Here is a 26,893-nt window from a genome sequence, read left to right as displayed (position 1 = left end):
CAGTTTCGGAGAAGATAATTCCAAGTCTTTAGCTATATCAGGCTTGGTTTCACCAGCAAGGAAACGCTTAACAGCCTGAACCTTCAGCTCATAGGAATATGACGAATACTTTGACCTATCCACAACAGCTAGCCTGCCATGAATACGCCACCGATCCTGAAAATTTCTCGACGCATACCTACTACACCCGGCTAGGTCAGCAGCCGCCTCTCTTCCGTAACCAGCCTCAAATAACTCAATCAAACGAAGCCGCTGACTATAAGACAAAGCAGCATTCTTGCGCATAAAGATACTCCCCGAAAGAAGGAACCAAATTAACCAGTCCAACTTTCGGGGAGCACTTCAGACATTGCCGCTCCTTTCAGTTTTTCCTAAACATTCGTTGTTATCGCTCATTAGGCTTTCACCACTTAAGAAAGGTTCGGTGCGTGGCGGTGAGGGTTGATGATTTTCCGCTTTGATTAAGCACCAGACTCTCCCACCCCAGATAGTTTTCCGAGTGTAAAAACTATATCGAAAAGCGTAGGGAAATATGTCCAGAGGGCGATGTTTTTGGGGCCTTTGTGGCACCAGGGAACTAGAGTTTTTCTTAATCTCTTAAATACCGAAAACGGACGCTCAAAAACGCTAAAAATCGGAATTTTTATCTCGCGTTTTTAGGTTCACCTAATGAAGTGTTCCTTTACAAATTTCGACGAACCGCGACGTGGAGGCCCTGCGTATGTTGAGCACTACTACCTTTCGGAGCAGGCCTCAGCTTTCGTTCAATGGTGCGAAGGCTGCTGCCTCCAATTGATTAGACCCGCCTGGCCGCTTTGTTTTCGCAGGTTTTATTTAGCCGTCCAAAAAATAATTGGCCCGGTAACTCGGGCCAATTATTCGTTTTATTCGTTAGCTAGCTTCGCGCGGAATGGTTTCTTCCCAGGTCCTGGAAAAGATCTTTTCGTCCTCATCAAAGCATTCGACGATCGACTGCGTGTAGAAGTTCTTCTCGTCGCAGCGGATCCGGGTGTCGGCGGTCAGCGAGGCCTCCCAGTCCATGTCCGGACGGGTCAGCTCCACCTTCCACTGCGCCTCGGTGCGTGCGCTAGTGGGGTCGTCCCAGTTGATCCAGTAACGCTCGACGGCGTCCTCGTTGTAGTGCAGGCCGTCGGGGTAGATCCTGGTGCCACCGTACATCGGGTCCACCTGAATCAGCGTTTCCTGCTTGGCCACGTCGAAGCTAATCAAACGTTCCGGGCGACGGGCGCCGGAGCGGCCCTCCTCGGGGTACTCGACGTCGATGAGTGGCGGCTGAACCGGCTCGCCGAAGACCACCGATTTGTCCAGCTCTTCCTGAGCCGAGCCCTGCTCGTGTGCCAGGCGCTCCGGAACGACGAAGCGGCTGGCGGCTAGGTCGATCTCGACCGCCTCGTTCTGCGCTTGCGGCCAAATCCACGGCCAATACGCCGTGGAAACCGAGAGCCGCAGCGTGTGACCCTCGGGCACTTGGTAGGCGATGCCGGTCATCGGGATGGTGACGTCCACCCATTCGCCGGCGGGGAACTCCACCACCTTGTCTCGGCCTTCACGAGCCGTCAGGTTCAGGTTGCCGCGGGTAATCAGCGTCGATGCGCCGTCGGGGGCGACGTCACACAGGCGCACGTAAACCTGGCCGCGGGTCGCCTGCGTCGTTATCTTGAGGTTCACCTGGGCGTTGCCCAAAATCTGCAGCGGCTTGCTCAGCGGGAAATCGAACGTCGTGCTGCGGCCGTCGTCGGGGCGCTGATCGACCGGAAGGTCGGTGTCGTTGCCGAACGGGAAGTAGCGGCCGGCAAGCTGCCCGACGTCCTGCGGGCTCTTGACACGCGCAATCTGCTTGCCGTTCTGGTCTTGGGCGAGCGGGCAGCAGGCGCCATCTGCAAGTAAGAACGTCCTCGCCTCGAATGCCGGGTTCGGCCATTCGCGCTCGGCGATCCAGCGTCCGGGCATCTCATCGTAGACAGACTTGGGCTCGTAGCCATCGAGCATCCAGGTGCGCAGCAGCGGCTCGTCCATGACGTCGTTATCTTCTTCCTTCAGCCACTTGTCCCACCAACGCAGGGTTTCGCCGAGGAAGTCGATGTGCGGGCCCGGGCGCAGGTCGCGGTCCGGGTATTGGTGCGACCAGGGGCCGATGATGCCCTTGACGTTCTTGCCTTGCGCAGAAAGGTTTTCCACGAGCCGCAGGACGGTGTCGCGGTACGGGTCGAACCAGCCGCCGACGGCCATGACGGCCGCGTTGATGCGCGAGTAGTCCTCGCACACCGAGCCGTGACGCCAGTAGTCGTCGCGGGTCTGGTGGGCCAGCCAGCGGTCGATGAACGGACTGAGCTTGTTCAGCCTGCCAACCCACTGCTCGCGCCACTTGTCGCCCCAGACGCGCTTGTCTACCGGGCGAGATTCGAAAGCCATCATGGTGGCTGCCCAGGCGTGCATGTCGACGGCCAGCATCGAGCCGCCCATGTAGTGCACGTCGTTGTCGTAGCGGTCGTCGGTGGAGCAGACGGTGACGATTGCCTTCAGCGGCTCGGGCTGCAGGTAGGCCAGCTGAAGCGAGTTAAAACCACCCCACGAAATGCCGAACATGCCAACGTTGCCGTTCGACCATTCGCGGCTGGCAAGCCAATTGATGACCTCAACGCCGTCGGCGTGTTCCTGGGCGTCATATTCGTCGCCGGGCACGCCCTCGGAGTTGCCGTGGCCTCGAATGTCGACGCGCACCGACGCGTAGCCGTGGCCCGCGTAGTAGGGGTGACGCTCCGAATCGCGCGGCCAAGTCCAGTCGCCTGCACGGTAGGGCAGGTACTCGAGAATGACCGGAACCTTTTCTTCGGTTTTAGGCAGCCACGCCTTCATCCACAGCCTGGTGCCGTCGGAAAGCGGAATCCAGTCTTCGACGACCTCCACCTCGTAGGGAAAATCGGAGATGTACTTCATATTTCCTCCTTCGAATAGATTTAACCGACTACGGTCATGCGTTTACGCATCCATGGCGTCAAAATAATCAGCATGACGCCGACCGCGCCGATGGCAACCGCCTGCCAGCCGAAGTAGCTGGTGATGTTGCTCATGTGTTCGTAGTCGAAAAGTTTGACGATTTGTGCCTGCAGCCCCTGCGTCATGGCCATCGCAGAGAACCACACGGCCATCGTTTGTGCGGCGAATGCGCGCGGGGCCAGTTTGGTGGTGGCCGACATGCCCGATGTCTGCACGAATAGGTCGCCGATCCCCATGAAGATGTATGAGACGACGATCCACCACATCGCGAATAGGTGGCCGTGGTCGGTTAGAGCGCCGGCCAGCGCGATGATGGCGAACGAGATCGCGCCCAGAATCACGCCGATGCCCACCTTCGCGGAGACGGGCGGCTGATGCTTGCCCAGTTTGATCCACAGCGCCGCGAGCAGCGGACCTGCGGCAACCTCCACCAGCGCGATCATGGGGATGTACCAAGTTCCGGGGAACTCGAAGCCCAGAATGTTGTTGTTCGTGTGCTGGTTGGCGATGAAGTTCAGCGTGTTGCCGGTCTGGAAGTAGGTGATGCTGTAGGCCACCAGCGCAACCAGAAGCAGGGCGTAGGGGCCCAGGTTGGCCTTCTCGGTCTTCGTCACTTTGGGCGAAAAGAACATCCACGTCAGATACGCGATTGGTGCGATGATCGTGACCGCGGTCACCATGTTTATGATTAGGCCGAGCGGGTTGTCAGCCATTGCAGAGAAGCCGACGGCGAGTGCTATCACCACTGCAACCAGGCCGATGGTCAGCCAGAAGTATTTGTCGGCCTTGAACATCATGCGGATCTTGACCGCCAGCTCGCGGCCGGCCAGGTTTTTCTCGCCGAAGATGTACTGGATTACGCCCAGCACCATGCCGACGGCAGCAGCCGCGAAGCCGGCGTGCCAGTTGACTTCGGGGCCGAGGTAGCCGACGATCAGCGGGCCTAGGAAGGCGCCGATGTTGATGCCGGCGTAGTATATGGAGAAGCCAGCGTCGCGCCTGGCATCCTCCGGTGCGTAGAGCTCGCCGACCTTGGTGGAGACGTTCGGTTTCAGCAAGCCGGTGCCGACGATGATTAGTCCTAGCCCGATCCAGGTGGTCACCTCAGCCGGGATGCCCATCGTGATGTGGCCGGCAGCGATGATGATCGCGCCCCAAAGGAGCGCGCGGTGGGTGCCGGTGACGCGGTCCGCGATCCATGCCCCTGCGATGGAAAGCAAATAAAGCAGCGCCCCGAACGCTGCAACGATTGAAGAGGAGACGTCCTTGTCGTAGCCCAGACCACCTTGGGCGATTGACGCCGCGAAGTAGAGCGCCAGAATTGCCTGGAAGCCTAGGTATGAGAACCGCTCCCAAAGCTCCAGCCCAAAGAGCGTGTAAAGGCCTTTCGGCTGGCCCATTAATCCCTTGCTGGACTGCGCCTTTGCGTCGAGTGTGCGGGCTTTTTCTAGTTTTGCTTGAAATTTTCCGGCTTTTTTGCCGATTAAATTAATTTCATTGTTCATCAGAAAAGATGCCTAACCGTCGGTTTATCGAACCCCAAGCGCATAACTAGTTATGTGTCTTGGCTCTACGCGCGGGGCAGTGCTTTGGCGAAATCCTCCTCACCGAATAGACGACAACGAAATCCAATTTTAGTTGTTTTTGGTTAAAACCTAAGACGGTTGCGCACTAACCGCTGGCTTAAGAAGCCGTTTTTGAGCGTAAAAAGGCGGGCAGAAAAATTAATTTTCCACCCGCCTATTTATCGGTATTTTTAGCCCTGCTGCGCCTGAATTGCAGTCATGACGATCGTGTTGACAATGTCGTCGACGAGTGCGCCGCGCGATAGGTCGTTGACTGGCTTCTTGAGACCCTGCAGAACTGGGCCGTTGGCCTTGGCGCCCGCAGTGCGCTGAACCGCCTTGTAGACGGTGTTGCCGGTGTTCAGCTCGGGGAAGACGAATACGTTGGCGTTGCCCGCAACCGGGTTCTCGGGCATCTTCTTCTTGCCCACAACCGGGTCGATGGCGGCGTCGAATTGGATCGGGCCGGCGAAGGCGAAGTCAGGCTCGCGGGCGGCCAGCAGCTCGGTTGCCTCGCGCACTGCATCGACGTCGGGGCCAGCGCCGGAGGTGCCGGTGGAGTAGCTGATCAGCGCCACGCGCGGCTCGATGCCGAACGCGCGGGCCGTGACGGCCGAGCTGGCTGCAATGTCGGCCAGCTGCTCGGGAGTCGGGTTCGGGGTTACCGCGCAGTCGGCGAACACCAGGACGCGGTCGGCAAGCGACATCAGGAATGCGCCCGAAACAACCTTCACGCCGGGCTTGGTCTTGATGAACTCGAGGCTCGGGCGGATGGTGTTTGCGGTGGTGTTGTTCGCGCCGGAGACCATGCCGTCGGCCTCGCCCTCGTGAATCATCATGGTGCCGAAATAGCTGGCAACCTTCATCTTCTCCCGGGCAGCCTCGACGGTTACGCCCTTGTGCGCGCGCAGTTCGGCGTACTTGGCGGCGTAGCGCTCGACGTAGCTTTCGTCCTTCATCGATACGATCTTCGCGCCGGAGACGTCGACGCCAAGCTCTGCGGCCTGCTTCTTGACCTCGTCGGCCTCGCCCAGCAGGACGATGTTGGCCAGGTCGCGCTCGAGCACGATTGCGGCGGCCTGTAGAATTCGGGCGTCCTCGGCCTCGGGCAGCACGATGGTGCGCTTGTCTGCGGCGGCCATCTTGTTGATTTCGTACTCGAACATGGCCGGGGTGCGCAGCGCCTGCTTGCTGGTGGCCAGCCTCTCGGCGATCTCGGCTGCGTCGGCGTCAGCGGTGGCCAGGACGTCCACGCCCTTGGCTTCGAAACGTTTAGCTGCGAACTTGGCGGTGGCGTCGTCGCCAGCCAGCACGACTGCCGGAGCGTTCAGGGTTGCTGCGAGGCTGGCGTTGATGTCCAGCTCGGCCGGGGCGATGGCGGTGTCGTAGTCGGAGCCGACAACGACGACTGCAACGTGTGCGGCCTTCAGCGCGCCGAACTTCTTGACGATCTGTGCCTCAGCAGCAACAGCATCCTCGGCGAATTTATCGGCGGGAACACCGATGGCGTCCTCTGCCTTCTGGTCGGTACCTGCGGCATTGATTAGGCGACGGACAACCTCGTCCGAGGCGGGGGTGATCGGTCGGAAAACCGCAACCGAGCCGCTCTTGGCTAGTTCTTTAACAATCTTTTCGGCAACCTGCTCTTTGTTGACGTTGGAGCCGGCTGCGGCTACGTAAATGCTTTTGCTCACACTCTAAGAGTAACGGTGCAGGGGCTTGCCCGCGAGCTTTGAGGGCATAACTAGTCTGGATGCATGAACTTGATCGGTGCCCACGTAGACGAGCTATCCGCAATCGACGACGCTTCGAGCTTGGACGTGCCCATCGTCCAGATCAGCCTCGGCGATCCGCGCAGCTGGAAGACCCCCAAGATTTCCTTCCCAGGCGGTGCGGAGGGGCTGCGGTCGGCTGCCGAGGAGGCGGGAGTAGGCATCTATGTGCACGCTGCTTACGTAATTAATGTGGCGTCCACCAACAACCGCATCAGGATTCCCAGCCGAAAGCTGCTGCAGAAGACGCTCGATGCGGCAGCGTCCATCGGCGCCAGGGGAGTGGTGGTGCACGGTGGCCACGTCACGGCCGACGACGACCCCGAGGCCGGCTACGAGAACTGGTTCAAGGCCGTCGACGGCCTGGAGATTTCCTGCCCGCTGCTCATTGAAAACACCGCAGGCGGCAAAAATGCCATGATGAGATTTAGCGATTCCATTGCCCGCGTTTGGGAAAAAATTTCTGCCTCCGACAACATCGAACACGTCGGCACCGTTTTCGACACCTGCCACGCCAACGGCTCCGGCGAGGACATTCTTCAGATGATCGACAAGGTTCGCGAGATCACTGGCGGCATCTCGCTGCTACACCTAAACGATTCGCGCGACGAGCCCGGCACAGGCGCCGACCGCCACGCTAACTTGGGCTCGGGCACGCTCGGTGAGGAGCTACTGATTGAGGCCGTCAACAGGGCCGATGCTCCGGCGATCTTGGAGACGCCCGGCGGGCTCGAGGGCCACCAGGCAGACCTGGCGTGGTTGGCTGAGAGAGGAAAATGACGCGTTTGATGGCAAGAAACTGGTCGCTAACTCCTAAGACAGTGTTGAATAGGGGCTATGGCCAGCGATCTTGAAATAGCACAATCCGCAAAACTTCGTCCCCTCACAGAGATCGGCGAGCAGCTGAGTCTCAGCCCAACCGACCTCGAACCCTTCGGTCACTACGCTGCCAAGATCGAACCCGCGAAACTTCGCGAGGCTGGTAGCCAGCGCGGAAAATACGTCGTAGTGACCGCCGTCACCCCGACGCCGCTGGGCGAGGGCAAGACAACCACCGCCATCGGCCTGGTTCAGGGCTTGGGCAAACTGGGCAAAAAGGTCGTCGCGACGCTGCGTCAGCCTTCGCTCGGGCCGGTCTTCGGCATCAAGGGCGGTGCAGCCGGCGCGGGCTACTCGCAGGTCGTGCCGATGGAGACCCTCAACCTGCACCTGACAGGAGATTTCCACGCCATCACCGCCGCGCACAACCTGCTGGCCGCAATGGTTGACAACCACCTGCAGCACGGCAACAAACTGGACATCGAGCCGCACTCCATTACCTGCGGACGAGTGCTGGACATGAACGATCGCGCGCTGCGTAACATCGTCGTAGGGCTCGGCCGAAAGGTCGACGGCGTGCCCCGCCAATCCCGTTTCGACATCACCGCGGCCAGCGAAATCATGACGATCGTCGCACAATCTGCGGATCTTCCCGATCTGCGCGCCCGGCTCGGGCGAATCGTCGTCGGCTTCAACACCTCAGGCGAGCCCGTCACGGCCGAGGACCTAAAGGCCGCAGGAGCCATGGCTGTTCTGCTGCGCGACGCGCTACGACCCAATCTGTTGCAGACGCTCGAGGGCCAGGCCGCGCTGATTCACTGCGGCCCGTTCGGCAACATAGCCACCGGGAACAGCTCGATCATCGCTGACAAGTTTGCCCTAGCAAACACCGACTTCGTTGTTACGGAGGCCGGCTTCGGAGCGGATCTGGGTTACGAGCGTTTCGTCAACGTCAAGTGCGCCACCTCCGGTCTGGTTCCGGATGCTGCCGTGATCGTGGTTACGGTCCGCGCGCTGAAACTGCACTCCGGACGCCACAAGGTTGTCGCCGGCAAGCCGCTGCCGCCCGAGCTGCTGGAGGAGAATAGCGCGGACGTCGAGGCCGGCCTATCAAACCTGGCTCACCACCTGGACATCGTCCGCAAATCCGGCGTGCCCGCGGTGGTGGCAATCAACGCGTTCCCTGACGATCACGAAAGCGAACACCAGGTCATCAAGGATTTCGCCGCCAGCAAGGGCGTGGCGTGCGTGGTTTCGACGCACGTCGCCGACGGCGGCGAGGGTGCTCAGGAGCTGGCGAAGGCGGTCGTCGAGGCAGCCGATCAGGCCACAGACCTGCACTTCAGCTACGAGCCCGAGGACTCTCTGGAAGACAAGATCAATTCAATCGCGACGAAGGTGTACGGCGCTGACGGCGTCAAGATCGAGCCAGCGGCCGCCAAACAGCTGGCCAGGTTCACCGAGCTAGGTTTCGGAAAGCTGCCGGTCCTGATCGCGAAGACCCACCTGTCCACCACCGCAGACCCGGCCGATCGCGGCGCACCGACGGGCTGGACGCTACCTATCCGCGAGGTGCGCCTGGCGGCGGGCGCCGGTTACGTGTACGCCCTGGCGGGAGCCATGCAGACCATGCCCGGCCTGGGCACTCATCCGGCCGCAGAGAAGATGGACATCACCCCGGATGGGCGAATCGTCGGACTCTTCTAAGGTCTAGAACTGGCTCCCGATCTGACGCATCGCCTCGACGGTCTGGTTCATCTGGTCGGCGTCCGGCAGTTCGCTGGGCCCGGAGATGAACTCCAGCTTTTCGATGACCTGCTTGGAGCGTTCAACCTGCTCGGAAATCTTCGGTGCGATATCCGCCACCTCGGCGGGCAGCTCGCGGCCCTCGTTGCCGGCAACCCAAGAACCCAGCAGGTCGACGAGCATCTGCAACAGACCAGCCACCTGACGGGCGTTGTCGGTTGCCTTCTTGGACTGTTGCGAGTAGCTGCTCGCCTGCTCGTTGAGCTCTTGAATGGCCTGCGAAATGGCTCGGGTGAGCAGCCCGATGTTCGAGGTGATCTCGCTGGCTGCCGGATCCGTCGCCAGTTCCGCGACAAAGTTTCCGATCATGGTGGCGTGCAGCCTGGCCAGAGCGATTCGGAAGCGCGTGTGGCTTGCGGTCGACGACGTCTCTTTGAGCGTTTCGGTCAGCTCGTCGGTTAGGCCGCGAATCTCCGCATCCATGGAGCTCCACAGCGTCAACGGCATGGTCAGCGTGCGCTTTTCGATGGAGTCCGAAGGCAGCTGGTTGACGGCCTCGGACACCTCGTTGGTTGCTTCGAGGATGCCGCGCAGCACGTCGGACGCTTCCTGTAGCTGCGTCGACTGATCCTTCAGATTCTGCAGATCGGACATCGCGACGCCGAGCTGCTGGTGCAGCTGGCCGACTGTCTGCAGCATCTCGCCGTAGACGCCCTCGGCGTTGCACTCGGGCATGACGTGGCCAGCTTTCTCGCGAGCCTCGATCTCGGCGGGCAGCGTCTCGAGCATGAAGTCTTCGTAGCTGTTGAAACCTGCCGCGTTGAGCAGCTCAGCGAGCTTTTCCGCGCCCACCGTCGCGGCCTCGTGACGGTTCGCTCCGTCCGCCTTCGCGATCATCTCCACTGCTAGTGACTCTTTATAGATCTGCTCAGCGGCACCGAACGGCACCGGGCACATCGGGCGGGTGCGGACGGAAAGATAGCCATCGTCGAGCGGGGTGATGGTGGCGAACACGTCGTAGCGGCTGCCGTTATTGGCAAGGTTGTGGACGTATGCCGCGAACGGGCGTCCAGACTCTAGCGTCTGCCACATCAGCCTGAACGCGCCACCGGGCATCATCTGGTGACGAATGATGTTGTGTGCTGCGCCGATCAGCTGTTCTCTGGGCCAATGCGATAGCCGGACGAATACAGAGTTCGCCTCTTCGATGACGCCTTTAGCGTCGGTCGTGGAGAAAAACAGTTCGTCAACTCCGACTTCGTGTTGTTCTCCCGAGGGCAGGATCATTCCCGGTACGAACCTGAAAGTTTCCGACATGTTTGGCCTTTCTATTCCCCCAATAGAGCAGGGTGTCATGGCTGAATCTAATGAAATCGCTAACGAATTAACTAATTTTTCAAATAGATACCTGAAGCGTGGGTTAAGGCATTAACTCTTTCTTAAGTCTTGTTCTTGGCTTAATCGCGGATCCCCAGGAATTTAGTTAGGGAACTTAAAACCCGTTGATAACTGTGGTTTGGCCAAATTTCATCTCGTTAATATAAGCGGGCCTTTGGCATTTCTGCACACCCCAATTTCAGGAGACCAGATGGCAAATCCCCTTAGCTTTGTCGAGTCATTTTCCGGCGACGAATCGCATGCGCGGATGGCCGAATTTAAGGGTTCAAATGGAGCCGACAACGTTAGTCATAGCGCCGTTTCTAGCGGCCGAAAGGTTAATTCTGTCGCTCCTGCCAGGGCTAAACGCAATTTTCGTTTGGCAATTGCGGGCATTCTTTTCTGCGCTTTGGGTGCGCTCCTTATGGTCTGGGCTATCGCGGCCAATGGCAACACTCGTGACGTTGTTTCCGCCACTCGAAACATTCAGCGTGGCGAGGTCATCTCGGGCCCCGATCTGGCCAGCACGAGCGTCGGGGCTGCAGTGGGAGTGCCCGTCGTCGAGAAGGCTGAGGCGCAGAGCCTCGTGGGGAAGATTGCGCGCACCGATATTCCGTCGGGTTCCTTGCTCGCCCCGCAGTCGGTGGGCGACGCGGAAGTCGACTCAGGCTCAGCCATGATCGGGCTCAAACTTGCCACTGGCAGGCTGCCGGCAAAGGATCTGCCGGCGGGTGCCCGCGTCACATTGGTGGAGGTTGCTGACGGCGGCCCGGGGCAGGAATTCGCGGCAAACGTTGTCAGCCAGAGCGGCGTGCTCGACGGTCAGACCAAATTAGTCGACGTCACCGTCAGCAGCGAGAACGCGTCTGTAGTTGCGGCCTTGGCCGCTGCAGACAGACTGGCTCTGGTCAGGCAGGCGGATGCCGCATGAGCGTTTACGTCTTCTGCAGCGCGGGTGGTAGCCCCGGCGTAACCACAACCGCCCTCGGGTTGGCTTTGTCTTGGCCAAGGCCGGTGATGGTTATCGACGCCGATCCGCACCCCAGCCAGTCCGTGCTTGCCGGGCTGCTAGCAGGGCGAACCGAACCGAGCACGGATCTTGGAGATTTCGCCGAGGCAGTCCGGTCGGGCGAGATTTCCGCCGATCTGCTTTCCGCCATCGCAATACCGCTTCCTGGTGTGACGCATGCCTCTTTCGTTCCGGGCTTCAGAAATCCGAAGGCGCCTGCGCTGTTTTCTTCGGCGCTGCCCGCGCTACTTTCCCAGGCGGAGCGGCTCTCCGATTCTGGCGCGGACATATTTTTCGACCTGGGACGCCTAGATGTCACGAATTCTTCCGCGCAGATATTCGCCGCAGCCGACGCCTGTTACTTAGTTACACGCAGCAATCTGCCGTCGTTGGCTTGCGCGAAACTATGGCTGCCTACGCTGCAATCTTTGTACGACTCAGCCGCAGGGGAGCTCGGCATTATCCTCATCGGCGCCGGGCGACCGTATTCGGGGCGTGAGATTTCCGCCCAATTCGATCTTCCCGTGGCCGGCGATGTGGTTTGGGCGCCGAGCGTCGCGGCGAGGCTGTCGGATCAGGCCCCGAAGGCCGCTGTTTTGGGTCAGCGGAACTATCGCAGATCGCTTCAACTTCTGGTGGAAAAGCTCTTCGAGGTTAGCGCGCTGACGATTCGTCCAGAGCAGATGGAGGCCCGATGAACGCCAAGCGGGGAGCGGCCGCATTAGACCTGAGCACTGCACTGACGACGCTAGATAGGTCGCAGGTCGAGCCGGCGCCGCAGCCAAGTGTTCAACCGCGGCGAACGCTGACGGTTGACGCCGGAGCCAGTATCGACTGGAAGCTGGTTGTGGAGCTACGGAAAGAGGCGTCGGAAAAGATCAGCCGTCGCCTAGAGACGTGGGGCTCCGGTGAGCAACTCGACGATGACGACCGTCAGATGATGGGCCGCGCCGTAATCCGTCAAGTGGTTCGCGCCTACGCCGAGCACCTGAGCACCAGCGGTCAGCAGCTTTGGCCGCTGGCGCTGGAGCGGCGCTACGCGCATGCCGTCGAGAACGCCATTTTTGGTTATGGCAGGATGCAGCCGCTGTTCGAGATCCCGGATGCCGAAAACATCGAGATTCACGGCTACGACTCCGTGGTTGTGCAGTATAGCGACGGGCGACGCGTCAACCATCCGCCGGTTGCCGACAACGACGAGGAGCTCGTGGAGGCCATCAGGTTCTTCGGGTCCAGCGCGAATCCGCCGCGCGCCTTCGACGATGCCCACCCCATGATGACCGTAGCCGTTGGCAAGGAGACCTCAGATCAGTTCAGGATCCACGCCGTCGGGTTCGGGCTCAGCTACCGCCCGTCGATCGTGATCCGCCACCACATTCTCACCAGCATCACGCTCGACGAGCTGGCCGCCCGCGACATGATGCCGACAAGCCTGGCCAAATTTCTGCGGCTGGCGGTGCTCGCGCGCAAATCGATCGTCATATCAGGCGACCAAGGGGCCGGAAAAACCACGCTGCTGCGCGCCCTGATCGATGCGATCCCCGCGAACGAGCGCTTCGGCACCATCGAGACCGACTACGAGTTGCTGACGCATCTGCAGCCTGGACGAAAGAACATGCTCGCGATGCAGGCGAAAACTGGGCTCGGAGAGCTAGTGGACGGCAGGCGGCTTGGCGAATACAGCGTCGCCGAGCTGGTTCCGGAGGCGCTGCGGCAGAACCTGAGCCGGTTGATCATCGGTGAGGTGCGTGGCAGCGAGGCCGGCGCCATGTTCGAAGCAATGCAGATCGGCACGGGTTGCCTGTCCACGACGCATTCGCATTCGGCCTCCTCCACGATGGACCGGCTAGCTACGCGCGTCGCATCCGGTGCGGCGTTGAGCCTAGACCAGGCGTTTCGGCAGATCGCACTGAACCTGCATCTGCTCGTGCACGTCAACCTCGTCGACGACACCTGGCGCGGTGGCTCCCGCCGCCGATTCGTGGCCGAGGTGCGGGCGTTGACGGGCGCAATCGAGAATGGCCGCCCGGTGACGCACCTGGTCTACCAGGCGGGCATCGACGGGCGTCCTGCGCTCTTCGATCCGCCGGTCGAGCTGCTCGCCGAGCTGTCCCGATACGAGGTGCAAGCGTGAATGCGCTGGTCGCCGGCCTTGGGGCATTCCTGTTTTTATTCGGCGCGTTCGTAGTGGTGGTGGGCGCTCGTTCCAGCAAAAGTCGGATCGTTTCTAAACCGCTCAACCTGCCCAAAATCAGCGTTAGGACAGGGGGTGTGCTCGCGCTTAGCGCCATGTTTGCGTTGGTCACCGGGTGGTTGCCCGCGTTGATCGTCGGCCCCGGAGTCGGGCTGGTTCTGCCCGATCTGTTGCGGCCCAAACCCAATCGCGAGGTGCAGTTATTAGCTGCGTTAGACCGCTGGGTTCGGCTGCTGACCGCGTCTGTAGCCACGGGCAAATCCATTCCGGACGCCATGCGCGCCACCTATGCTCAGTGCCCGAAGATGTTGAAGTCAGGTGTTTCAACAGCGCTCGCGCGGCTTCGCGGCCGTTGGTCCGTTCGAGAATCGCTGCTGGCTCTCGCCGACGAGTGGGACTCCACAGACGCCGATGCCGTGCTCGCCGCCTGCATACTGTGTTCTGAGCGTGGTGGCCTGGGCGCGCACCGCACGCTTGACGCGCTAGCGGACAGCGTCTCTGACAGGCTCGCGGCGCTCCGCGAGATCGACGCGGAACGGGCCAAGCCGAGGGTCGTCGTTCGCCAGGTGACGATGATCACGGTCGTCGTTTTGGGTGCCGGGGTAGTCATTAATCCGTCTTATTTTGCGCCTTTCACCACTCCCATCGGGCAGGTGCTGGCCATCGGTTTCTTCGTCTGTTACATGCTTTCGCTGCGGATGCTGCAGCGCATGTCCAGGCCGCAAAAGCGCGAGCGAATCTTGCAGGTGAACCAATGATCGTCCAACTGTTAGCCGGCGCTGCTCTGGGCCTCGGTGTGTGGAGCTTCTTCGCCATGCTTTACCCGTCTGCCTTGCGGTTGTCCGATGCGTTAGAACTGCTGGGGAATAATGAGGCCGCCCCGCAGCCGACCACCGTTTTAGTGGCAGACGAAAACTCTCGGCTGGAGAGATTCGGTGCGTGGGTATATCGACGGTTGCCGGTGCCGCTTTCGCAGTCCAATATGGCGCTGCTGGGTCTGCAGGGCCGTTCGATTGGCGACTTCTTTCTACTCAAAACGGTGTTCGCGCTTGCCGGTTTCCTGCTCCCGGCCATGGTGGTCGGGGTGATCGGAGGGTTCTCATCCGCGCTGGGCGTTTCGCTGTTCGCGGGTCTGGTCGGCGGGATTGCCGGCTGGTTCCTGCCCACTTTGCAGCTTCGTCAGCAGTTCACCCAGACGACGCAGACAGCTGCCGAAGTCGTCCATACATACATCGATCTGGTTTTCTTGGAGCGCTTGGCGAATCGTTCCGCGGTGCAGGCGCTGTCCGCGGCGGCGGAGATCTCGCCCGCTCCGCTGCTGGTTCGGGTGCAGGCTTGCCTGACGCGTGCCCGCCTGGAACAGCGCTCGCCGTGGCAGGATCTCGAAAGGCTTTCTGAGACGCTGGGTGTGCCGCAGCTTTCGGACGTCGCCGACATTATGCGCCTGGACGAGCAGGGCGCCGCGATCGCCGACACCCTGGCCCAGCGCGCCAAGGAACTGCGAACTCAGCACCTAAACCGCGCGAAGGAACAGGCGCATGCGGTCAGCGAGCGGATGACGCTTTGGATGTCCGTGCCCGTGCTGATTTTCGCCTTTGCCTTCATCACCCCGCCACTTTTACGAATGGCCATGCAGTGAGGAAGTAAAAAAGTTCCCTGTGGATAACTCTCTAACCACATTTTTAATTCGGAAAAATAAATAGCCCGCGTGCAGCAGATCCTGCTTGCGGCTCGGCAGAAGGAAAAGAAAATATGCAATTGATCAGGCTCAGGAACAAGGCAATCGGGCTCTACGTTCAGGCGAAGGCTCCGGTCAGGCGCGACGAGCGAGGGCTCTCGCAGTCGACGGAGAACGCGGTGCTGCTCACGGGTGCAGTCGCGTTGGCCGCCGCGGTGATCGCAATCGTCGGCGTCTACGTGAAGGGCAAGCTGGCGACGCTGGGAGCAGAGGGGTAGATGGGCGACGAACGCGGGATGAGCCAATCGGTCAGCTGGGCTGTGCTCGCCCCGTTGGTCTTGGGCGTAATCCTGCTTGCCATCGCCGCTGGGGTGCACGCGCACGCAAAAAGTGCGGCCCAGCAGGCAGCGATGGCCGGCGCCGAGCGCGCGGCTGCCGTGTATGGCGATTGCCGTCAGGGCGTCGAGGTCGCCAAACGGTTGGCGGACCGAGCTGGGCTGAAGGACGTCGAAATTAGGTTCGACGAAAACCCCTCCAGCGTTCGGTTCGAGCTCATCGCCACCACGAATTCGCCGCTGCCAGGGCCACTTTCTAGGGTCGAAGCGCAGGCCTTCCGGCCGAAAGAATTTTGAGATGAACAGCAAAGATATCAGGGGCATGGCCAGCGTGGAGGCTGCAGTGATCTTGCCTGCGATATTCCTTGTGGTCTGTCTGATCATCATTGGGGCCAGGCTCTATTGGGCGAAGGCGCAGCTTGCCGACGCCGTCTCGGCCGGTGCCCGCGCGGCCTCGGGGCAGTGCGCTAGCTGCGTGGATCCCCGCGTGCGTCAGGTGGTGGAGTCGGACCTGGCGACGTCCGGTTCTTCGTGCCGGAACCTGAAGGTGTGGACGGATTCTGCGGACGGGTTTGTGCGGGCGAGCGCCTCCTGTCAGATCGACATGACTCAAGTCGGTGGTCCTCGGCTGACGCTGACCCAGACCGCAAGGGAAAAGATAGACAGTTTTAGGAGTAGCACATGCGAATGCTGAAGGCCCTCGGGGCCGCACTGGCGATGATCGCGATTGTCTTCGTGGCCCCGGTAATGCTCGTTAGGATAGGCCGCCTCGACGCGCTGGGCTCGCTGCAGCCGACTTTCGCCTCGGTGCCGGACTTGGCGGTCGGCGTGCTGACCATCGTCGCCTGGCTTGCGTGGGCAGCTGCCTGCCTCAGTTTGGTTTTCGAGTTCGTCTCGGCACTAACCGCCGGTCAGGTTCGGTTGAGCGTGCCCGGCCTTCGGGTGTTCTCTTCCTCCAGCGCGCTGCTGGTCACCGCCTTGCTGGGACTGGGTGCGTCGGCGGTCAATTCCGTTCCTGAGGCTCCGGCAATAGTTCAGCAGGCCGATGTTTCTGCGACGAATCATGCGCAAGAAGAAGCGCAGCGAAACGACGAGCTGTTGAGCTACACCACTTCAGCCGGGGACGATCTTTGGACCCTGGCCGAGGAGCATCTGGGTGACGGCATGCGCTGGCGCGAAATCGCCGAGCTAAACGACACAGTTTTGGGCTCTCCGACTCAGGTCTTGGACGCGGGAACTCGTCTGCTGATCCCGCACGAAACTCACGCCGTATCGCTGGCTTCTGTGCAGGATGCCGAGGAGAGCTGGTCTAGCGAGGTGGAGGTAGAGAAGGGCGACAGCCTGTGGTCGATCGCTGGTGAGCAGCTCGGAGATCCCGGCAAGTGGCCCCAGATCTTGGCAGCAAACAGCGATCTGATCAAAGATCCAGCCTTGATCAAGCCTGGTTGGCGCCTGAGCATCCCAGACGCACAGCAAGTCGATGCTCTGGAGTCTGCGGAACAAAATTCCACGCCTGTTGAGGAGGCCACGCCGGAGCTTCCGGCTGAAGAGGTGCCCGACGACCTGGTCGCCCTAGCCGACGTCGTGCGGTGCCCGACACGGGTGGAAAAGTCGCTTTCTCTTGAGTCTCCGAGGCTCGATGTTGCCAACCAGTTAGGCGTTGGCCCGATCGTGGCCAGCGTCGTCTCAGCTGTCGGTTCTTCGGCCGGTGTGTCTTTGGCGTTGGCAGCGACGCTTTCTGCGGCAATCTATCGTCGTCGCAATCGCCAGCAGGTGCAGCGACCATTAGGCAGGGCAATCAGGCGCCCGGAACATGCGGCAGGGGAGCTAGAATCCGCGATTTCGACGCTCGGTGGCCTGTGCAACGAAACCGCGAGAATCCTTTCCAGCCACGCGCATGGCCTACATGTCGGGCACGAGCTGACCGACGATTCTAAGCCCATCAGCTACGACTTCTTTGACGCTGGAATCACCTCCATCTCGGGCGACGCCGAGCGGGCGAATGCGTTCGCCACCGGCATCGTGCTCTACGTCGCAGCAAGCGAAGAGCCAGACGCGGACATAGTTTCGGCGGGCTCCGGCTTCGATTGGCTATCGACCATGGACGAGCCCAGCTTGCAGACCGCCGATGCTGCGGTGGCGTATCGAATGTTGATGGCCGATCTGGCAGGCCGAAGCGAAGCCTCGTCGCCCGATTCTTTACGTCCAAGGCTTTACGTGTTCGAACAAATGCCGTCCAACCTGCCAGCCGCCGAGGATCTGCGACGCTGCGCTCTTGGCGTGCTGGTCTGTGAAGCAAGCAACGAGCACCCGATGTTCCAGGTCGCCGATGCCACCGCAAAGATGCCAGGTGGCAGGGTCTTCTCGCCGGAACTAGTCAGCGCCCCCGCTCGACGCGGGCTGGCGGAGATCTTCGAGAAGTCGTCGAGCACCGAATACGAGCAGGCCGAGTGGTGGGGCCGCGAAACAACCGAACTAGCTGGTCAGACAGAGCGCGATCAGGAGGCACAAGTGAATAATTCCAACCCGATTCTTCTGATGCTCGGCCCTGTCACTCTAGAGTCCGCTCGCGGAAAAATACCCCCGAGGGCGCTCAAACAGTGCCAGGAATACTGCGCCTGGCTGCTCGAGCACCCGGGCGCCAGCGCGGCTCAGATGACCAGGTCGCTGCTGGTCGCCGAGGGCACCCGCCGCTCAAATATGTCTAGGCTGCGCAGCTGGCTCGGCTCCGACGAGGAAGGTAACCCGTACCTGCCAGAGGCGTATTCGGGACGCATCCGTCTGCACCCGGGTGTTTCTTCCGACTGGGAACAGTTCAGGACGATGCTGGTGGGTGGTGTGGATCGCGCTTCCGAGACCGTCCTTAGGCGGGCGCTGGAGCTGGTTCGTGGAGCACCGCTTGCGGACGCGGCCCCAGGCCAGTGGAGTTGGGCGGAACCCCTGCGAGTGGCGATGGCCAGCATGATCCGCGACACGGGGCTTCGTCTCGGGCGTTTAGCTCTGGAACACGGCGACATCGAAACGGCCCGCTGGGCAGCTGCCAAGGGTCTGTTGGCCGTCCCCGAAGACGAGCTTTTGCTTGGGCTGCGGCTAAAGACCGAGCATCTGGCCGGCAACGACGTCGAGGCCGACAGGTTAGTCCTGCACATCACTCGGCACGCGCGTCAGTTGGGCGTCGATCTGCTGGACGAGACGGTTGAGCTGCTGCAGCAGACCGTCGAGGGGCAGGCTAGGGCTAGAGCGATCTAGAAGATTGGCTGCGAGTTGTGCCTCGGTCATACGTCTCGGGCGATTTAGCGGAGACAACGGTGAAGATCGCCGCAACGACCAGGAACCAACAGATCATCGCCCAGTATGCCGCAGTCGATGCCCCGTCGGCGGGCAGCGTGAATCCGGCTATCAATGCGCCGACCACGATGCCCAGGTTGTTGAAGATGTCGTAGATAACCATGACCCGCCCGCGATAGCGGTCGGTGGTGTGAGCCTGGACGATGGTGTCTCCGCACGCCTTGATGCTCTGCGCTAGCAGCCCGATGAGCAAGCCGCTGAACAACAACGAGATTGGCGAGAGCCAAGCGGCGGGCAGCACGAGCGTCAGCGCGGAGGCAAGCAGCAGCCCGATCACCGTCTTGCGGATTCCGAAGCTTCTGCTGGCTGGGGTGACGAGCACGCCGCATAGTGCGAAACCGAAGCCCGCGAGCCCGAACCAGGCGGCCATGTCCACCATCGCGGCCGCCTCTTGGGTCGAATCGTGGAAATGATGGCGGTAAAGCAGCACGACCGTTACGATCAGCGCGCCCCAGCACATCCTGGCGAAGAAAACCGTGGCGATCGCCCAAAACGCGGGGCGGGTCTGCCAAAGATTTTTTCCCGCGTCGACGAGCCCGCTTAGCACACTCCGCGCGCCCGGTCCGAGCTTTGCTTGGGTGGGACCCAGTTCTTTTCGGCCGATTCCTAGCGCAAGCCAGACTGCTCCCGCGAAGCAGACGGCGGCCAGGCAGAAGAGGAAGCCGTCGGCCTGGTTGGCTCCCCAGGCGTTACCGACCGTGATGCGGGCGATCGCAGCCGCGCCGCCGCCGGCCACCGCAGCGATCGGGCCAAGCATGGGCATCAGGCTGACCGCCTCGACGTATTCGTCTTTTTCGATCGTGAACGGCAGCCCAGCGGATAGCCCGGCTAGCTGCAGTCGGTTGATGCTGAGCGCGAATAGCAGCAGCACCATCAGCAATATCTGGCCGACTCCCGCCGTTGCGCCGGAGGCCACCGCAACCGCCATCGCGACGCAGAGCACGATTCGCGAGACGTCGCAGACGATCGTTATCCGCTGTCTGCTGAATCTATCTAGCAGCTCGGACAAGAATGGCCCGACGACGCTGAACGGCAGCATCGTGATGGCTAAAACAGCGGCTATTGCTGGCCCAGAGGCTTGCGACTGCGGGTTGAACAGCACGTAGCTGGCCATGCCCACCTGGATCATCGAATCGCCGCCCTGGCTGAATAGACGAAGTATTACGATTCGACGAAACAGCGGCCTGCGCATCAGATGCTGCAGTCGGCGAAGGAAATCCATGAACTACTTTCTGCTTGCCAGCCGCGACTTGTCGAACGCGTCCTGGTCGAGGTCGACAAGCTCCACTTCGTCGCCACGAAGCCCCGCCTCCAGGCGGTTCCAGGTGGGTTCGTATCCGCCGACATAGTCCTTCAAGAAGCGGCTCAGCGGCTTGGCGGGTAAAGCTGCGGGCAGTGGCTGCTGTGAGAAAACGATCAGCAACATGTCCATCGCGTTTTTGCCCGGTTCGATCGGGGGCTGTAGGTAGTCGAGCATCAGTGCCTTGGCGCCTCGCCTGGCGTAGAAGAGGCTGCGGGCGGCAGGATCGCCGTGGGCGACGGACGTGGGCGGCGTCGCCGGGTTCTCGATTTCCCCGATCAGCCACTTGGCGCCCAGTTTGGTGCCTTCGTCGATCGCGGTCTGCAGAAGTTTGCCACCGAGGCCGTGGCCGCGGGCGTGTTCGGAGGTGGATAGCCAAGAGATCAGGGCGAGGTCTTTCTCGTCTTGCACCTCAAGCGAAACTTCGCCGGCCCATCTTCCTTCGTGACGGGCTCCGTAAAGCAGCGTGCTCCCAGATTTAACGGCGTCCACGAAGACGTCCGCCGACGATTTTTCGTCCGGCGGAAAGCTCACATCGATGAGCTCTTGGTGGATCTGACGGGCCTCGTCCGGGTTGGTGACACGATCAATACGCATGCATACAGGTTAGTCACCTGTTTGGCGGTTAAGGAAACAAGAATCGGCGACTTAAATTGCCGTTAGATGAAAAAGCACCAGGGGGCTGCTAGTCACCCCTAACAACCCCCTGGGCGTCTGATATTGACTATATAAAAAAGCTTGTTCTTGCGTCAATTGAGTACGACCGTGGCATTGATATTTTGCGTTTTCCGAAATTCCTTCCAGCAGTTGGGTATATTCTCGCGCCATTTTTAGGCTGCTGCCAGCAGTTGTGGCGCGTGCAGCCGAAGTTTTCTGGCGGCTTGGCTGCAGCGGCTGCGAACCGCGTCGTGCGAGATGTTGTGGATTCTTGCGGCCTGGGAACAGCTGTATCCGCGGGCGTAGACCGTCTCCAAAACCCCCGCCGTCGACGCGCTGACTATGCCTAATGCTTTTCCGGTTGCGATTAGGTTGATTATTTCGGCTGTCGAATTTTTGTGAACATCCCTAATCGGCACTTTCTCGACCAGCAATTCCCTGCGCGATTTCGCCCCGGACCTGTTGAGCCTTTTCAGCGTGTCCAGGGCCAGATTTGTGACGATGTTTTTGCGCATCCGATTTTGTGGGAAACTCATCATGCGAAGCCAAAAGTCGGCAACAAAGTCGTCAAGGTAGTAGCGATTATGCGCCCGGGCAAGCATTTTTAGTCGGGGCAGTGTGGCGTAGAGAACCACAAAACCGCTCAACTCGTCGCCGTCTTGGGCGGCCCGCAACAGCCGTGCGACCACGTCATCGTGTGCGCAAAGCTCAAGCGCTTGCCAGGCAGGGATGCGTTGCCCGAGGACCTGCGGGTCGAGTTCGTTATCGGCGATTGCGTGCCATTGCTGGTTAAGTTTGGTGGCGATGCTCATGAAAAAGAGACAACCCTGGCGGTGTTGCCACTAGGGTTGTCTCTTCGTGTGGTGATGTTGCCCGAAGGCTATAGGTGTTGTCCGGTTATTTATTAGCGGCCGATTCCGGCCTCTAGGGCGATCAGTACGAGCTGAACCCGGTCGCGAGCCTTCAGCTTGGAAAGTAGGCGTCCCACGTGGGTCTTGACCGTGCCCTCTGCCATGAACAGGGTGGAAGCGATCTCGGAGTTGGTGGCGCCCTTCGCGATCTCTGCCAGCACCTCGCGCTCGCGGTCGGTGAGCACGTCCAAGCGTTCGGAGTGATCTTCCGGCGAGCTGGGCAGGTTGGGCACGACGTGGTCGAGCAGCCTGCGGGTGGCGCTGGGGGCAACCACCGAATCGCCGGCGCTGACCGCACGGATGGCGTTGAGTAGGTCGATTGGGTGGGCGTCCTTGAGCATGAAGCCCGACGCGCCAGACTTGAGCGCGCTAAACACGTATTCATCGAGGTCGAAGGTGGTCAGCACCAGCACCTTGGCCGGAATCTTCTTCTCGACGATTCGCTTAGTGGTCTCGACCCCGTCTAGGCCGGGCATCCGAATATCCATGAGCACGACGTCGACTTTCTGCCTGGCCAACACGTCGAGGGCCTCGTTGCCGTCGGACGCCTCGGCCACAACTTCCATGTCGTCTTCGGCGTCGATCAGCATCCTGAAACCGCTGCGCACGAGGGCCTGGTCGTCGACAAGCATCACTGCGAGCTTGTTTGGTTCGTTTTCGGTCATATCGCTCCTTGAGTTACCTAATTCATTATGGCCTTAAACGGCCAGCAAAGTTCTAGCCTTTTCGGTTAACCGGAATTACCGCTTGCACTAGCCAACCCGCGCCGAGTGGCCCGGCATTGAGTTTGCCGCCCACGGCCTGCACCCTCTCGCGCATTCCGCGGATGCCGTATCCGGTACCGCTGACTTCGGCCGGGCGGGCTTTGTCCTCGCCGCCATCGTCGTAAATGGAGACCTCCACCTTGCTCGGTTCGTAGCGCAGCCCGACAGAAACTCTAGCGTCGGAGCCGGAGTGCTTCATGACGTTGGTCAGTGCCTCTTGCGTCACCCTATAGATGGTCAGCCCGACGGCCGCCGAGAGTGTCGGACGGGTGCCGCGCTCGGTTAGTGTCACCCTAGAACCGGCCCGCTTCACCAGGTCGCCGATGTCTGCCAGGCCGGGGCTGGGCGCGTATTCCGCGTCATTTCCGTTGCGCAGCACGCCCACGATTCGCCGCATCTCGACGAGTGCCTCGCGTCCGGTTTCGCCGATGGTTTCGAGGACGTCGACGGCCTTGTCCGGGTGCTTTTTGGCAAGCGCTTTGCCGCCTTCGGCCTGCACTACGATCACCGAAAGCGAGTGGGCGACGATGTCGTGCAGCTCGCGGGCGATCTCGTTTCGAACGCGCGTCTCGGTGGCGCGTTCGGCCTCCGTCTGCCTGGCCACCTCTGATTCGTAGCGCTTCCTGGCGCCCTCCGCGCGCTCAAGCTCCGCGACCGCGGTTTCTTGGTCTCGTCTGCCAAGCAGATAGGGGATGACGATCCACGCCAGGCACAGCAGAATCAACGCGACGGTGGACTCGATTTTTTCGCTTTTTTCAGAAATTCCTGCCGTCCAGCGAAGCGGGCCGATGACGGCTCCCAGCCCGCAGATCAGCGGCAGCCACCTAGCCGCGATGCCTTGCACCATCCGCGCCATCGCGTAGCTGGCGATCGGCACTGCCGCCAGCGCCCAAGTGGGGTGCGGCACCAGAATCAGTTGGGTGCCGCCGAATGCGCAGATGAGCGCCAGCATCAGCCACGGCTGGGAGCGTCTGAAGAACAACGAACTCGTCATGCCGATTGAAGTGACCACGGAAGCCAGGTAACTAGGCGATTCACCGCGATTGCCCCAGAGGTCTCCCCAGAAGCTGGTCGCGAACACCAGGACTATCGTCAAGACCGCGTCTAGGAGGGTCGGATACTTGGTCCGGGTTAGCGAGGAAGCCGAGTTATCTGTTGCCACACCATAAAATTAAACTCCATTGGCCGAAAAAAGAGCGAACAAGTTGCAGAATTATTAGTAGCGAGACTCAAGCAAGCAAGAAAGGTCAGTCGCGTGGGTAGTTGTGCGCTGGTGCCACCGACCTTTGGGGAGCGCGGTCTCGATAAGGCCTACATTCTGAAGCTCGTCTCCAGGATCAACGTCCGTCGGGCCGGCTGCGACATCGATCTCCTGCTGTTGCTGCGCGCCTATTTGACCGCAGAGCTGCCCGAAGAACTAATGCGCGTAGTTCGCGATTGTGTGCTTGGGTTCAGGTTCAATTTCTATGCCCAGGGCAACGACCAGTTGACCACTTGGACGGAGAACCGGCAGCTCACATTTAGCGTCGCACAGTTTATCTCCGCGCAGACTTTTGCCGGTGAGCGGTTTACTGATTCCAGGTTGGCCGAGGAACACCTCTTAGCGGCTGCCTCACGAATTCAGGTTTGGCTCTCCGACAGGTTCCGCTTTGGTTTCAGCGAGTGGCTTTCGCCCGCGCCCATGTCTAGGTGTGTGGGTGCGCTGACCATGCTGGTAGATCACTCAAACAACGAGAGTATCAGGAAACGTTCCGAAATGGTTCTCGATCTGCTCATTTTGGACGCGGCGCTGCATTCTTTCGAGGGGAATCTAGCCGTCGCTTGCGCCCGTGCAGAAGATGAATATCTACTTCGCCCGCAGAATTCTCCGATGGCCGCTGTCATGGCTTCTGCTTTCGGCACCTCGGACGTCGAAGTGGATCTGGGTAAGATCTCGAGCGTATTCATCACCCGAATGCGCTACCGAGTGCCCGAGGCGATTGCGTACATCGGAACCCACGAGGAAGAGCGTCGGACTGAGATTTCGCAGGGCCTGAACGTCGACGAAGTTCTTGGCGAGCTGAAACGCCACCCGGACTATCCGAGAACATCGAAGTTGGACATCGCCCGCTTCTGGTGGGGGATGCAGGCAATCGTGAATCGCAGGTCCATCAAACATTCGATGCTTCTTGCTCGCGGAATTAAGGTGCGCGGAAACCGCATTCTGCGCCCGATTAAGGCGTTCAGCTGGCTGCCCAAGTTCGCGGTGACGTCCGTGCAGCATCTGATGAACCCATTCATGGTGGGCAAGGCCATTCAGCGCGGAAACGTCACGACGTTCGCCACCCGCAACTATCAACTGAGCAGCGCTCAGCGTTATCGCCCCGGCGAGTTCGGCGGCGAACAACACCTTTGGCACGCCCGACTGCGCGGCGGGGTGAATGTGTTCGGCAACCATCCGGCGGCCAAATCGAAGGGCAGGAAGTTCATCAGCCGGTGGGCGGATAACGGCATCAATCCCGATCTCGCCCAGCAGGGCAATGTGCTTCTTGGCATCCAGGATCTGCGCGGCCGGCACGGGTTCATGGAGGGTAAGCGGAAATACTACACGCACTTCCACTTCCCATTCGTCCAATTCGATCAGGCGCGAATCGGCCCGCACTGGGTTGCCGGCCGGAAGGGCAACGCCTTCATCGGCATTTTGGGCACTAACAATTTCGAGCAGGTCGGCGGCGACGAGTTTGTCCAGCGAGGAATTCTCACTGGTTACGTGGTGGTGCTCGTCGACGAGGAGGAATTTGGTTCCCTAGCCGAGTTCATTCGGCATCTGCGCTCGTATCAGATCGAGTTGACCGACGGCACGCTGTGGCTTTCCACACCGTTCGCCGATTACTCGCTAACTTGGCGGGGTGCGTTCACTTTTAATGGCCGCGATGTCGATACTGATTACGACCGCTATAACTGCGGGTCAGTCGCCACCGCCCGGCTGCCAAGACGCATCGAGGTCGCCCCGGGCGCACACAAGCTAGTGCTCGACTGGGACCGCCTTGAACGTTTCGACACCTAGTCATGGCAGCGGGTCTGTCGCGGAGCTCCAAAGCGCGGCCTCGTAAGCGCGTCGTCGCCTGGAGGCGAAAATGACGGCACCGATGGCTAGGCCAACAACCGATAGGAAGGCTAGGAGACGTCGACTCATGAAGCCAAATGTAGCCTGATTGCCCAAGGATTGTTACCGACGCGGTGGCGGTTGGGAACATGAGCCGTCGAAAATTAATTGTGCATAACTTCTGGTACGGCCGTTTTGGGGTCTTAAGCTTGGCTTCATGAGCACTGTTTTTACGAAGATAATCGACGGTGAGCTGCCCGGTAATTTCGCCTGGGCCGATGACGTCTGCGTGGTTTTCGCCTCCATCAACCCCATCACGGACGGCCACATGCTTGTTGTGCCGCGTAAAGAGGTCGCCAAGTTCACAGATTTGGACGACGCCACTCTCGCTCACCTGATGTGTGTCGCGGCCGCTATCGGGCGCGCCCAGGAGAAGGCTTTCGACGCTCCCCGCGCCACCATGATGATCGCCGGTTTTGATGTCCCGCACGTCCACCTGCACGTCTTGCCGGCTTGGGGTGAGGGCGAGCTGTCGATGGCGAATGCGGCAGAAAGCGCCGATCCGAAGGATCTGTTTAGGGCAACCGAGCGCATCCGCATGGCGCTCGTCGAGCAGGGCCACGGCGATAAGGTTCCGGCGAAGCTCGGCAGCGCGAGCGGCGAGTAAAATTTTTCCCATGGCTAATAAAGACGCAAAGCTGCTGACCGCGCTGCTGGCTGGAATGGGTGTTCTTCACTTCGCGAAGCCGGAGCCTTTCGACCAGATCATCCCGCCGGGCCTGCCCGGCAAGCCTAGGGACTACACGCTTGGCTCCGGCGTGGCCGAGCTGGCGACTGCCGGCCTCATCGCCTCCAAGAAGACGCGGAAGCTGGGTGGGGTAGCGGCGATACTGCTGTTCCTTGCCGTCTTCCCGGCGAACATCTACATGGCGTACCTGTGGCGCAAGAAACCGCTCGCGCTGAAGGCCGTCGCATATGGACGTCTTCCGCTGCAGGCGCTGCTGCTCAAGCAGGCAGCCAACGTAATTCGCGAGGCGTAATTTTCATCACGAATTTTGTGGCGCAAGCCCTCTCGGGTTCGAGCCGCTGGGCATAAATAAATGTGGCTCCAAGGAAAATCTTGGAGCCACATTTGTGGAGCATATGGGACTCGAACCCATGACTTCCAGCTTGCAAAGCTAGCACTCTACCAACTGAGTTAATGCCCCTTATGAACACCGCCTGAGCGGCTGTTTTTTCGTTCCGTGCGTCACGGAACTTTAAGAACTATAGCGTATTTTCCCCTGCAGATGGAAACCGGCGTTGCGCGCGTTAG

General features: G+C 60.4%; 25 protein-coding genes and 1 tRNA gene. 14 read left to right on the top strand and 12 right to left on the bottom strand.

Annotation, left to right across the window (positions count from 1 at the left end):
* The 4 genes from G556_RS11465 to pta form a co-directional block, all read right to left on the bottom strand.
* The coding region (locus G556_RS11465; protein ID WP_420806062.1) for a hypothetical protein at positions 1-243 on the bottom strand (243 nt) is incomplete at its 3' end.
* 648 nt (positions 244-891) lie between these two features.
* The gene (locus tag G556_RS0106830) at positions 892-2,958 is read right to left on the bottom strand and encodes a CocE/NonD family hydrolase (RefSeq protein WP_028822233.1); all 2,067 of its coding nucleotides are present in this window, start codon (positions 2,956-2,958) and stop codon (positions 892-894) included.
* A 20-nt stretch (positions 2,959-2,978) separates the two neighbouring features.
* Positions 2,979-4,523 (bottom strand): peptide MFS transporter, encoded by a 1,545-nt coding sequence (locus G556_RS0106825; protein ID WP_028822232.1) that lies wholly within the window; start codon positions 4,521-4,523, stop codon positions 2,979-2,981.
* A gap of 251 nt (positions 4,524-4,774) precedes the next feature.
* On the bottom strand, positions 4,775-6,277 hold the full coding sequence (pta, locus tag G556_RS0106820) for a phosphate acetyltransferase (protein ID WP_028822231.1): 1,503 nt from the start codon (positions 6,275-6,277) through the stop codon (positions 4,775-4,777).
* Between the two features lie 63 nt (positions 6,278-6,340).
* Here pta and G556_RS0106815 point away from each other — a divergent pair, with 63 nt between their 5' ends.
* Both G556_RS0106815 and G556_RS0106810 read left to right on the top strand, forming a co-directional pair.
* Positions 6,341-7,135: a deoxyribonuclease IV gene (locus G556_RS0106815; RefSeq protein ID WP_028822230.1), complete on the top strand. Its 795-nt coding sequence runs from the start codon at positions 6,341-6,343 to the stop codon at positions 7,133-7,135.
* A gap of 57 nt (positions 7,136-7,192) precedes the next feature.
* Positions 7,193-8,881: a formate--tetrahydrofolate ligase gene (locus tag G556_RS0106810; RefSeq protein WP_028822229.1), complete on the top strand. Its 1,689-nt coding sequence runs from the start codon at positions 7,193-7,195 to the stop codon at positions 8,879-8,881.
* 3 nt (positions 8,882-8,884) lie between these two features.
* On the opposite strand, the gene G556_RS10540 is transcribed toward G556_RS0106810, so the two are convergent.
* Positions 8,885-10,237 (bottom strand): histidine kinase, encoded by a 1,353-nt coding sequence (locus G556_RS10540; RefSeq protein WP_155941777.1) that lies wholly within the window; start codon positions 10,235-10,237, stop codon positions 8,885-8,887.
* Positions 10,238-10,508: 271 nt separating this feature from the next.
* Between G556_RS10540 and G556_RS11100 the strand changes: the two genes are divergently transcribed.
* From G556_RS11100 to G556_RS10525, 9 genes are all read left to right on the top strand, one after another.
* Positions 10,509-11,228, top strand: a complete 720-nt coding sequence (locus tag G556_RS11100) for an SAF domain-containing protein (RefSeq protein ID WP_051176760.1) — start codon at positions 10,509-10,511, stop codon at positions 11,226-11,228.
* Complete coding sequence (locus G556_RS10535) at positions 11,225-12,004, top strand: CpaE/TadZ family protein (RefSeq protein WP_155941776.1); 780 nt, start codon at positions 11,225-11,227, stop codon at positions 12,002-12,004. Before G556_RS11100 ends, G556_RS10535 begins: the two co-directional genes overlap by 4 nt.
* Positions 12,001-13,440, top strand: coding sequence for a TadA family conjugal transfer-associated ATPase (locus tag G556_RS0106790; RefSeq protein WP_028822227.1), 1,440 nt, complete (start codon positions 12,001-12,003; stop codon positions 13,438-13,440). The genes G556_RS10535 and G556_RS0106790 overlap by 4 nt, the downstream gene beginning before the upstream one ends.
* Positions 13,437-14,258: a type II secretion system F family protein gene (locus tag G556_RS0106785; RefSeq protein ID WP_028822226.1), complete on the top strand. Its 822-nt coding sequence runs from the start codon at positions 13,437-13,439 to the stop codon at positions 14,256-14,258. Before G556_RS0106790 ends, G556_RS0106785 begins: the two co-directional genes overlap by 4 nt.
* Complete coding sequence (locus tag G556_RS10530) at positions 14,255-15,139, top strand: type II secretion system F family protein (protein ID WP_036916171.1); 885 nt, start codon at positions 14,255-14,257, stop codon at positions 15,137-15,139. The genes G556_RS0106785 and G556_RS10530 overlap by 4 nt, the downstream gene beginning before the upstream one ends.
* A gap of 113 nt (positions 15,140-15,252) precedes the next feature.
* Positions 15,253-15,456 carry a hypothetical protein gene (locus G556_RS0106775; protein ID WP_028822225.1) on the top strand — a complete coding sequence of 68 codons (204 nt, stop codon included), beginning with the start codon at positions 15,253-15,255 and terminating at the stop codon, positions 15,454-15,456.
* Positions 15,457-15,810 (top strand): TadE/TadG family type IV pilus assembly protein, encoded by a 354-nt coding sequence (locus G556_RS0106770; protein WP_028822224.1) that lies wholly within the window; start codon positions 15,457-15,459, stop codon positions 15,808-15,810.
* 1 nt (position 15,811) lies between these two features.
* Positions 15,812-16,207 (top strand): TadE family protein, encoded by a 396-nt coding sequence (locus G556_RS0106765; RefSeq protein ID WP_028822223.1) that lies wholly within the window; start codon positions 15,812-15,814, stop codon positions 16,205-16,207.
* Complete coding sequence (locus G556_RS10525) at positions 16,195-18,762, top strand: AfsR/SARP family transcriptional regulator (protein ID WP_081675543.1); 2,568 nt, start codon at positions 16,195-16,197, stop codon at positions 18,760-18,762. The genes G556_RS0106765 and G556_RS10525 overlap by 13 nt, the downstream gene beginning before the upstream one ends.
* On the opposite strand, the gene G556_RS0106755 is transcribed toward G556_RS10525, so the two are convergent.
* From G556_RS0106755 to G556_RS10515, 5 genes are all read right to left on the bottom strand, one after another.
* Entirely contained in the window at positions 18,749-20,083 is a 1,335-nt protein-coding gene (locus G556_RS0106755) for an MFS transporter (RefSeq protein WP_081675542.1), read from the bottom strand. The genes G556_RS10525 and G556_RS0106755 overlap by 14 nt on opposite strands.
* Before the next feature lie 3 nt (positions 20,084-20,086).
* Positions 20,087-20,758, bottom strand: a complete 672-nt coding sequence (locus tag G556_RS11095) for a GNAT family N-acetyltransferase (protein ID WP_016454910.1) — start codon at positions 20,756-20,758, stop codon at positions 20,087-20,089.
* Positions 20,759-20,991: 233 nt separating this feature from the next.
* Entirely contained in the window at positions 20,992-21,630 is a 639-nt protein-coding gene (locus G556_RS0106745) for an RNA polymerase sigma factor (protein ID WP_028822221.1), read from the bottom strand.
* Positions 21,631-21,722: 92 nt separating this feature from the next.
* Positions 21,723-22,394 carry a response regulator gene (locus G556_RS0106740; RefSeq protein ID WP_028822220.1) on the bottom strand — a complete coding sequence of 224 codons (672 nt, stop codon included), beginning with the start codon at positions 22,392-22,394 and terminating at the stop codon, positions 21,723-21,725.
* A gap of 52 nt (positions 22,395-22,446) precedes the next feature.
* Entirely contained in the window at positions 22,447-23,655 is a 1,209-nt protein-coding gene (locus G556_RS10515; protein WP_051176756.1) for a sensor histidine kinase, read from the bottom strand.
* A gap of 111 nt (positions 23,656-23,766) precedes the next feature.
* Between G556_RS10515 and G556_RS0106730 the strand changes: the two genes are divergently transcribed.
* Positions 23,767-25,539 (top strand): hypothetical protein, encoded by a 1,773-nt coding sequence (locus tag G556_RS0106730; RefSeq protein WP_028822219.1) that lies wholly within the window; start codon positions 23,767-23,769, stop codon positions 25,537-25,539.
* On the opposite strand, the gene G556_RS11640 is transcribed toward G556_RS0106730, so the two are convergent.
* Positions 25,540-25,668 carry a DLW-39 family protein gene (locus G556_RS11640; protein ID WP_211219449.1) on the bottom strand — a complete coding sequence of 43 codons (129 nt, stop codon included), beginning with the start codon at positions 25,666-25,668 and terminating at the stop codon, positions 25,540-25,542.
* A gap of 127 nt (positions 25,669-25,795) precedes the next feature.
* On the opposite strand from G556_RS11640, the gene G556_RS0106725 reads away from it, so the two are divergent.
* On the top strand, positions 25,796-26,245 hold the full coding sequence (locus G556_RS0106725) for an HIT family protein (RefSeq protein ID WP_028822218.1): 450 nt from the start codon (positions 25,796-25,798) through the stop codon (positions 26,243-26,245).
* 10 nt (positions 26,246-26,255) lie between these two features.
* The gene (locus G556_RS0106720) at positions 26,256-26,618 is read left to right on the top strand and encodes a DoxX family protein (RefSeq protein WP_028822217.1); all 363 of its coding nucleotides are present in this window, start codon (positions 26,256-26,258) and stop codon (positions 26,616-26,618) included.
* Positions 26,619-26,713: 95 nt separating this feature from the next.
* Here G556_RS0106720 and G556_RS0106715 read toward each other — a convergent pair.
* Positions 26,714-26,786, bottom strand: a tRNA-Ala gene (locus tag G556_RS0106715).
* Positions 26,787-26,893 lie beyond the last annotated feature (107 nt).

Origin of the sequence: Propionimicrobium lymphophilum DSM 4903 (assembly GCF_000423485.1) — a bacterium.
In the GTDB taxonomy this organism is placed as follows: Bacteria; Actinomycetota; Actinomycetes; order Propionibacteriales; family Propionibacteriaceae; genus Propionimicrobium; species Propionimicrobium lymphophilum.
This window is presented reverse-complemented; position numbering and strand designations above follow the sequence as displayed.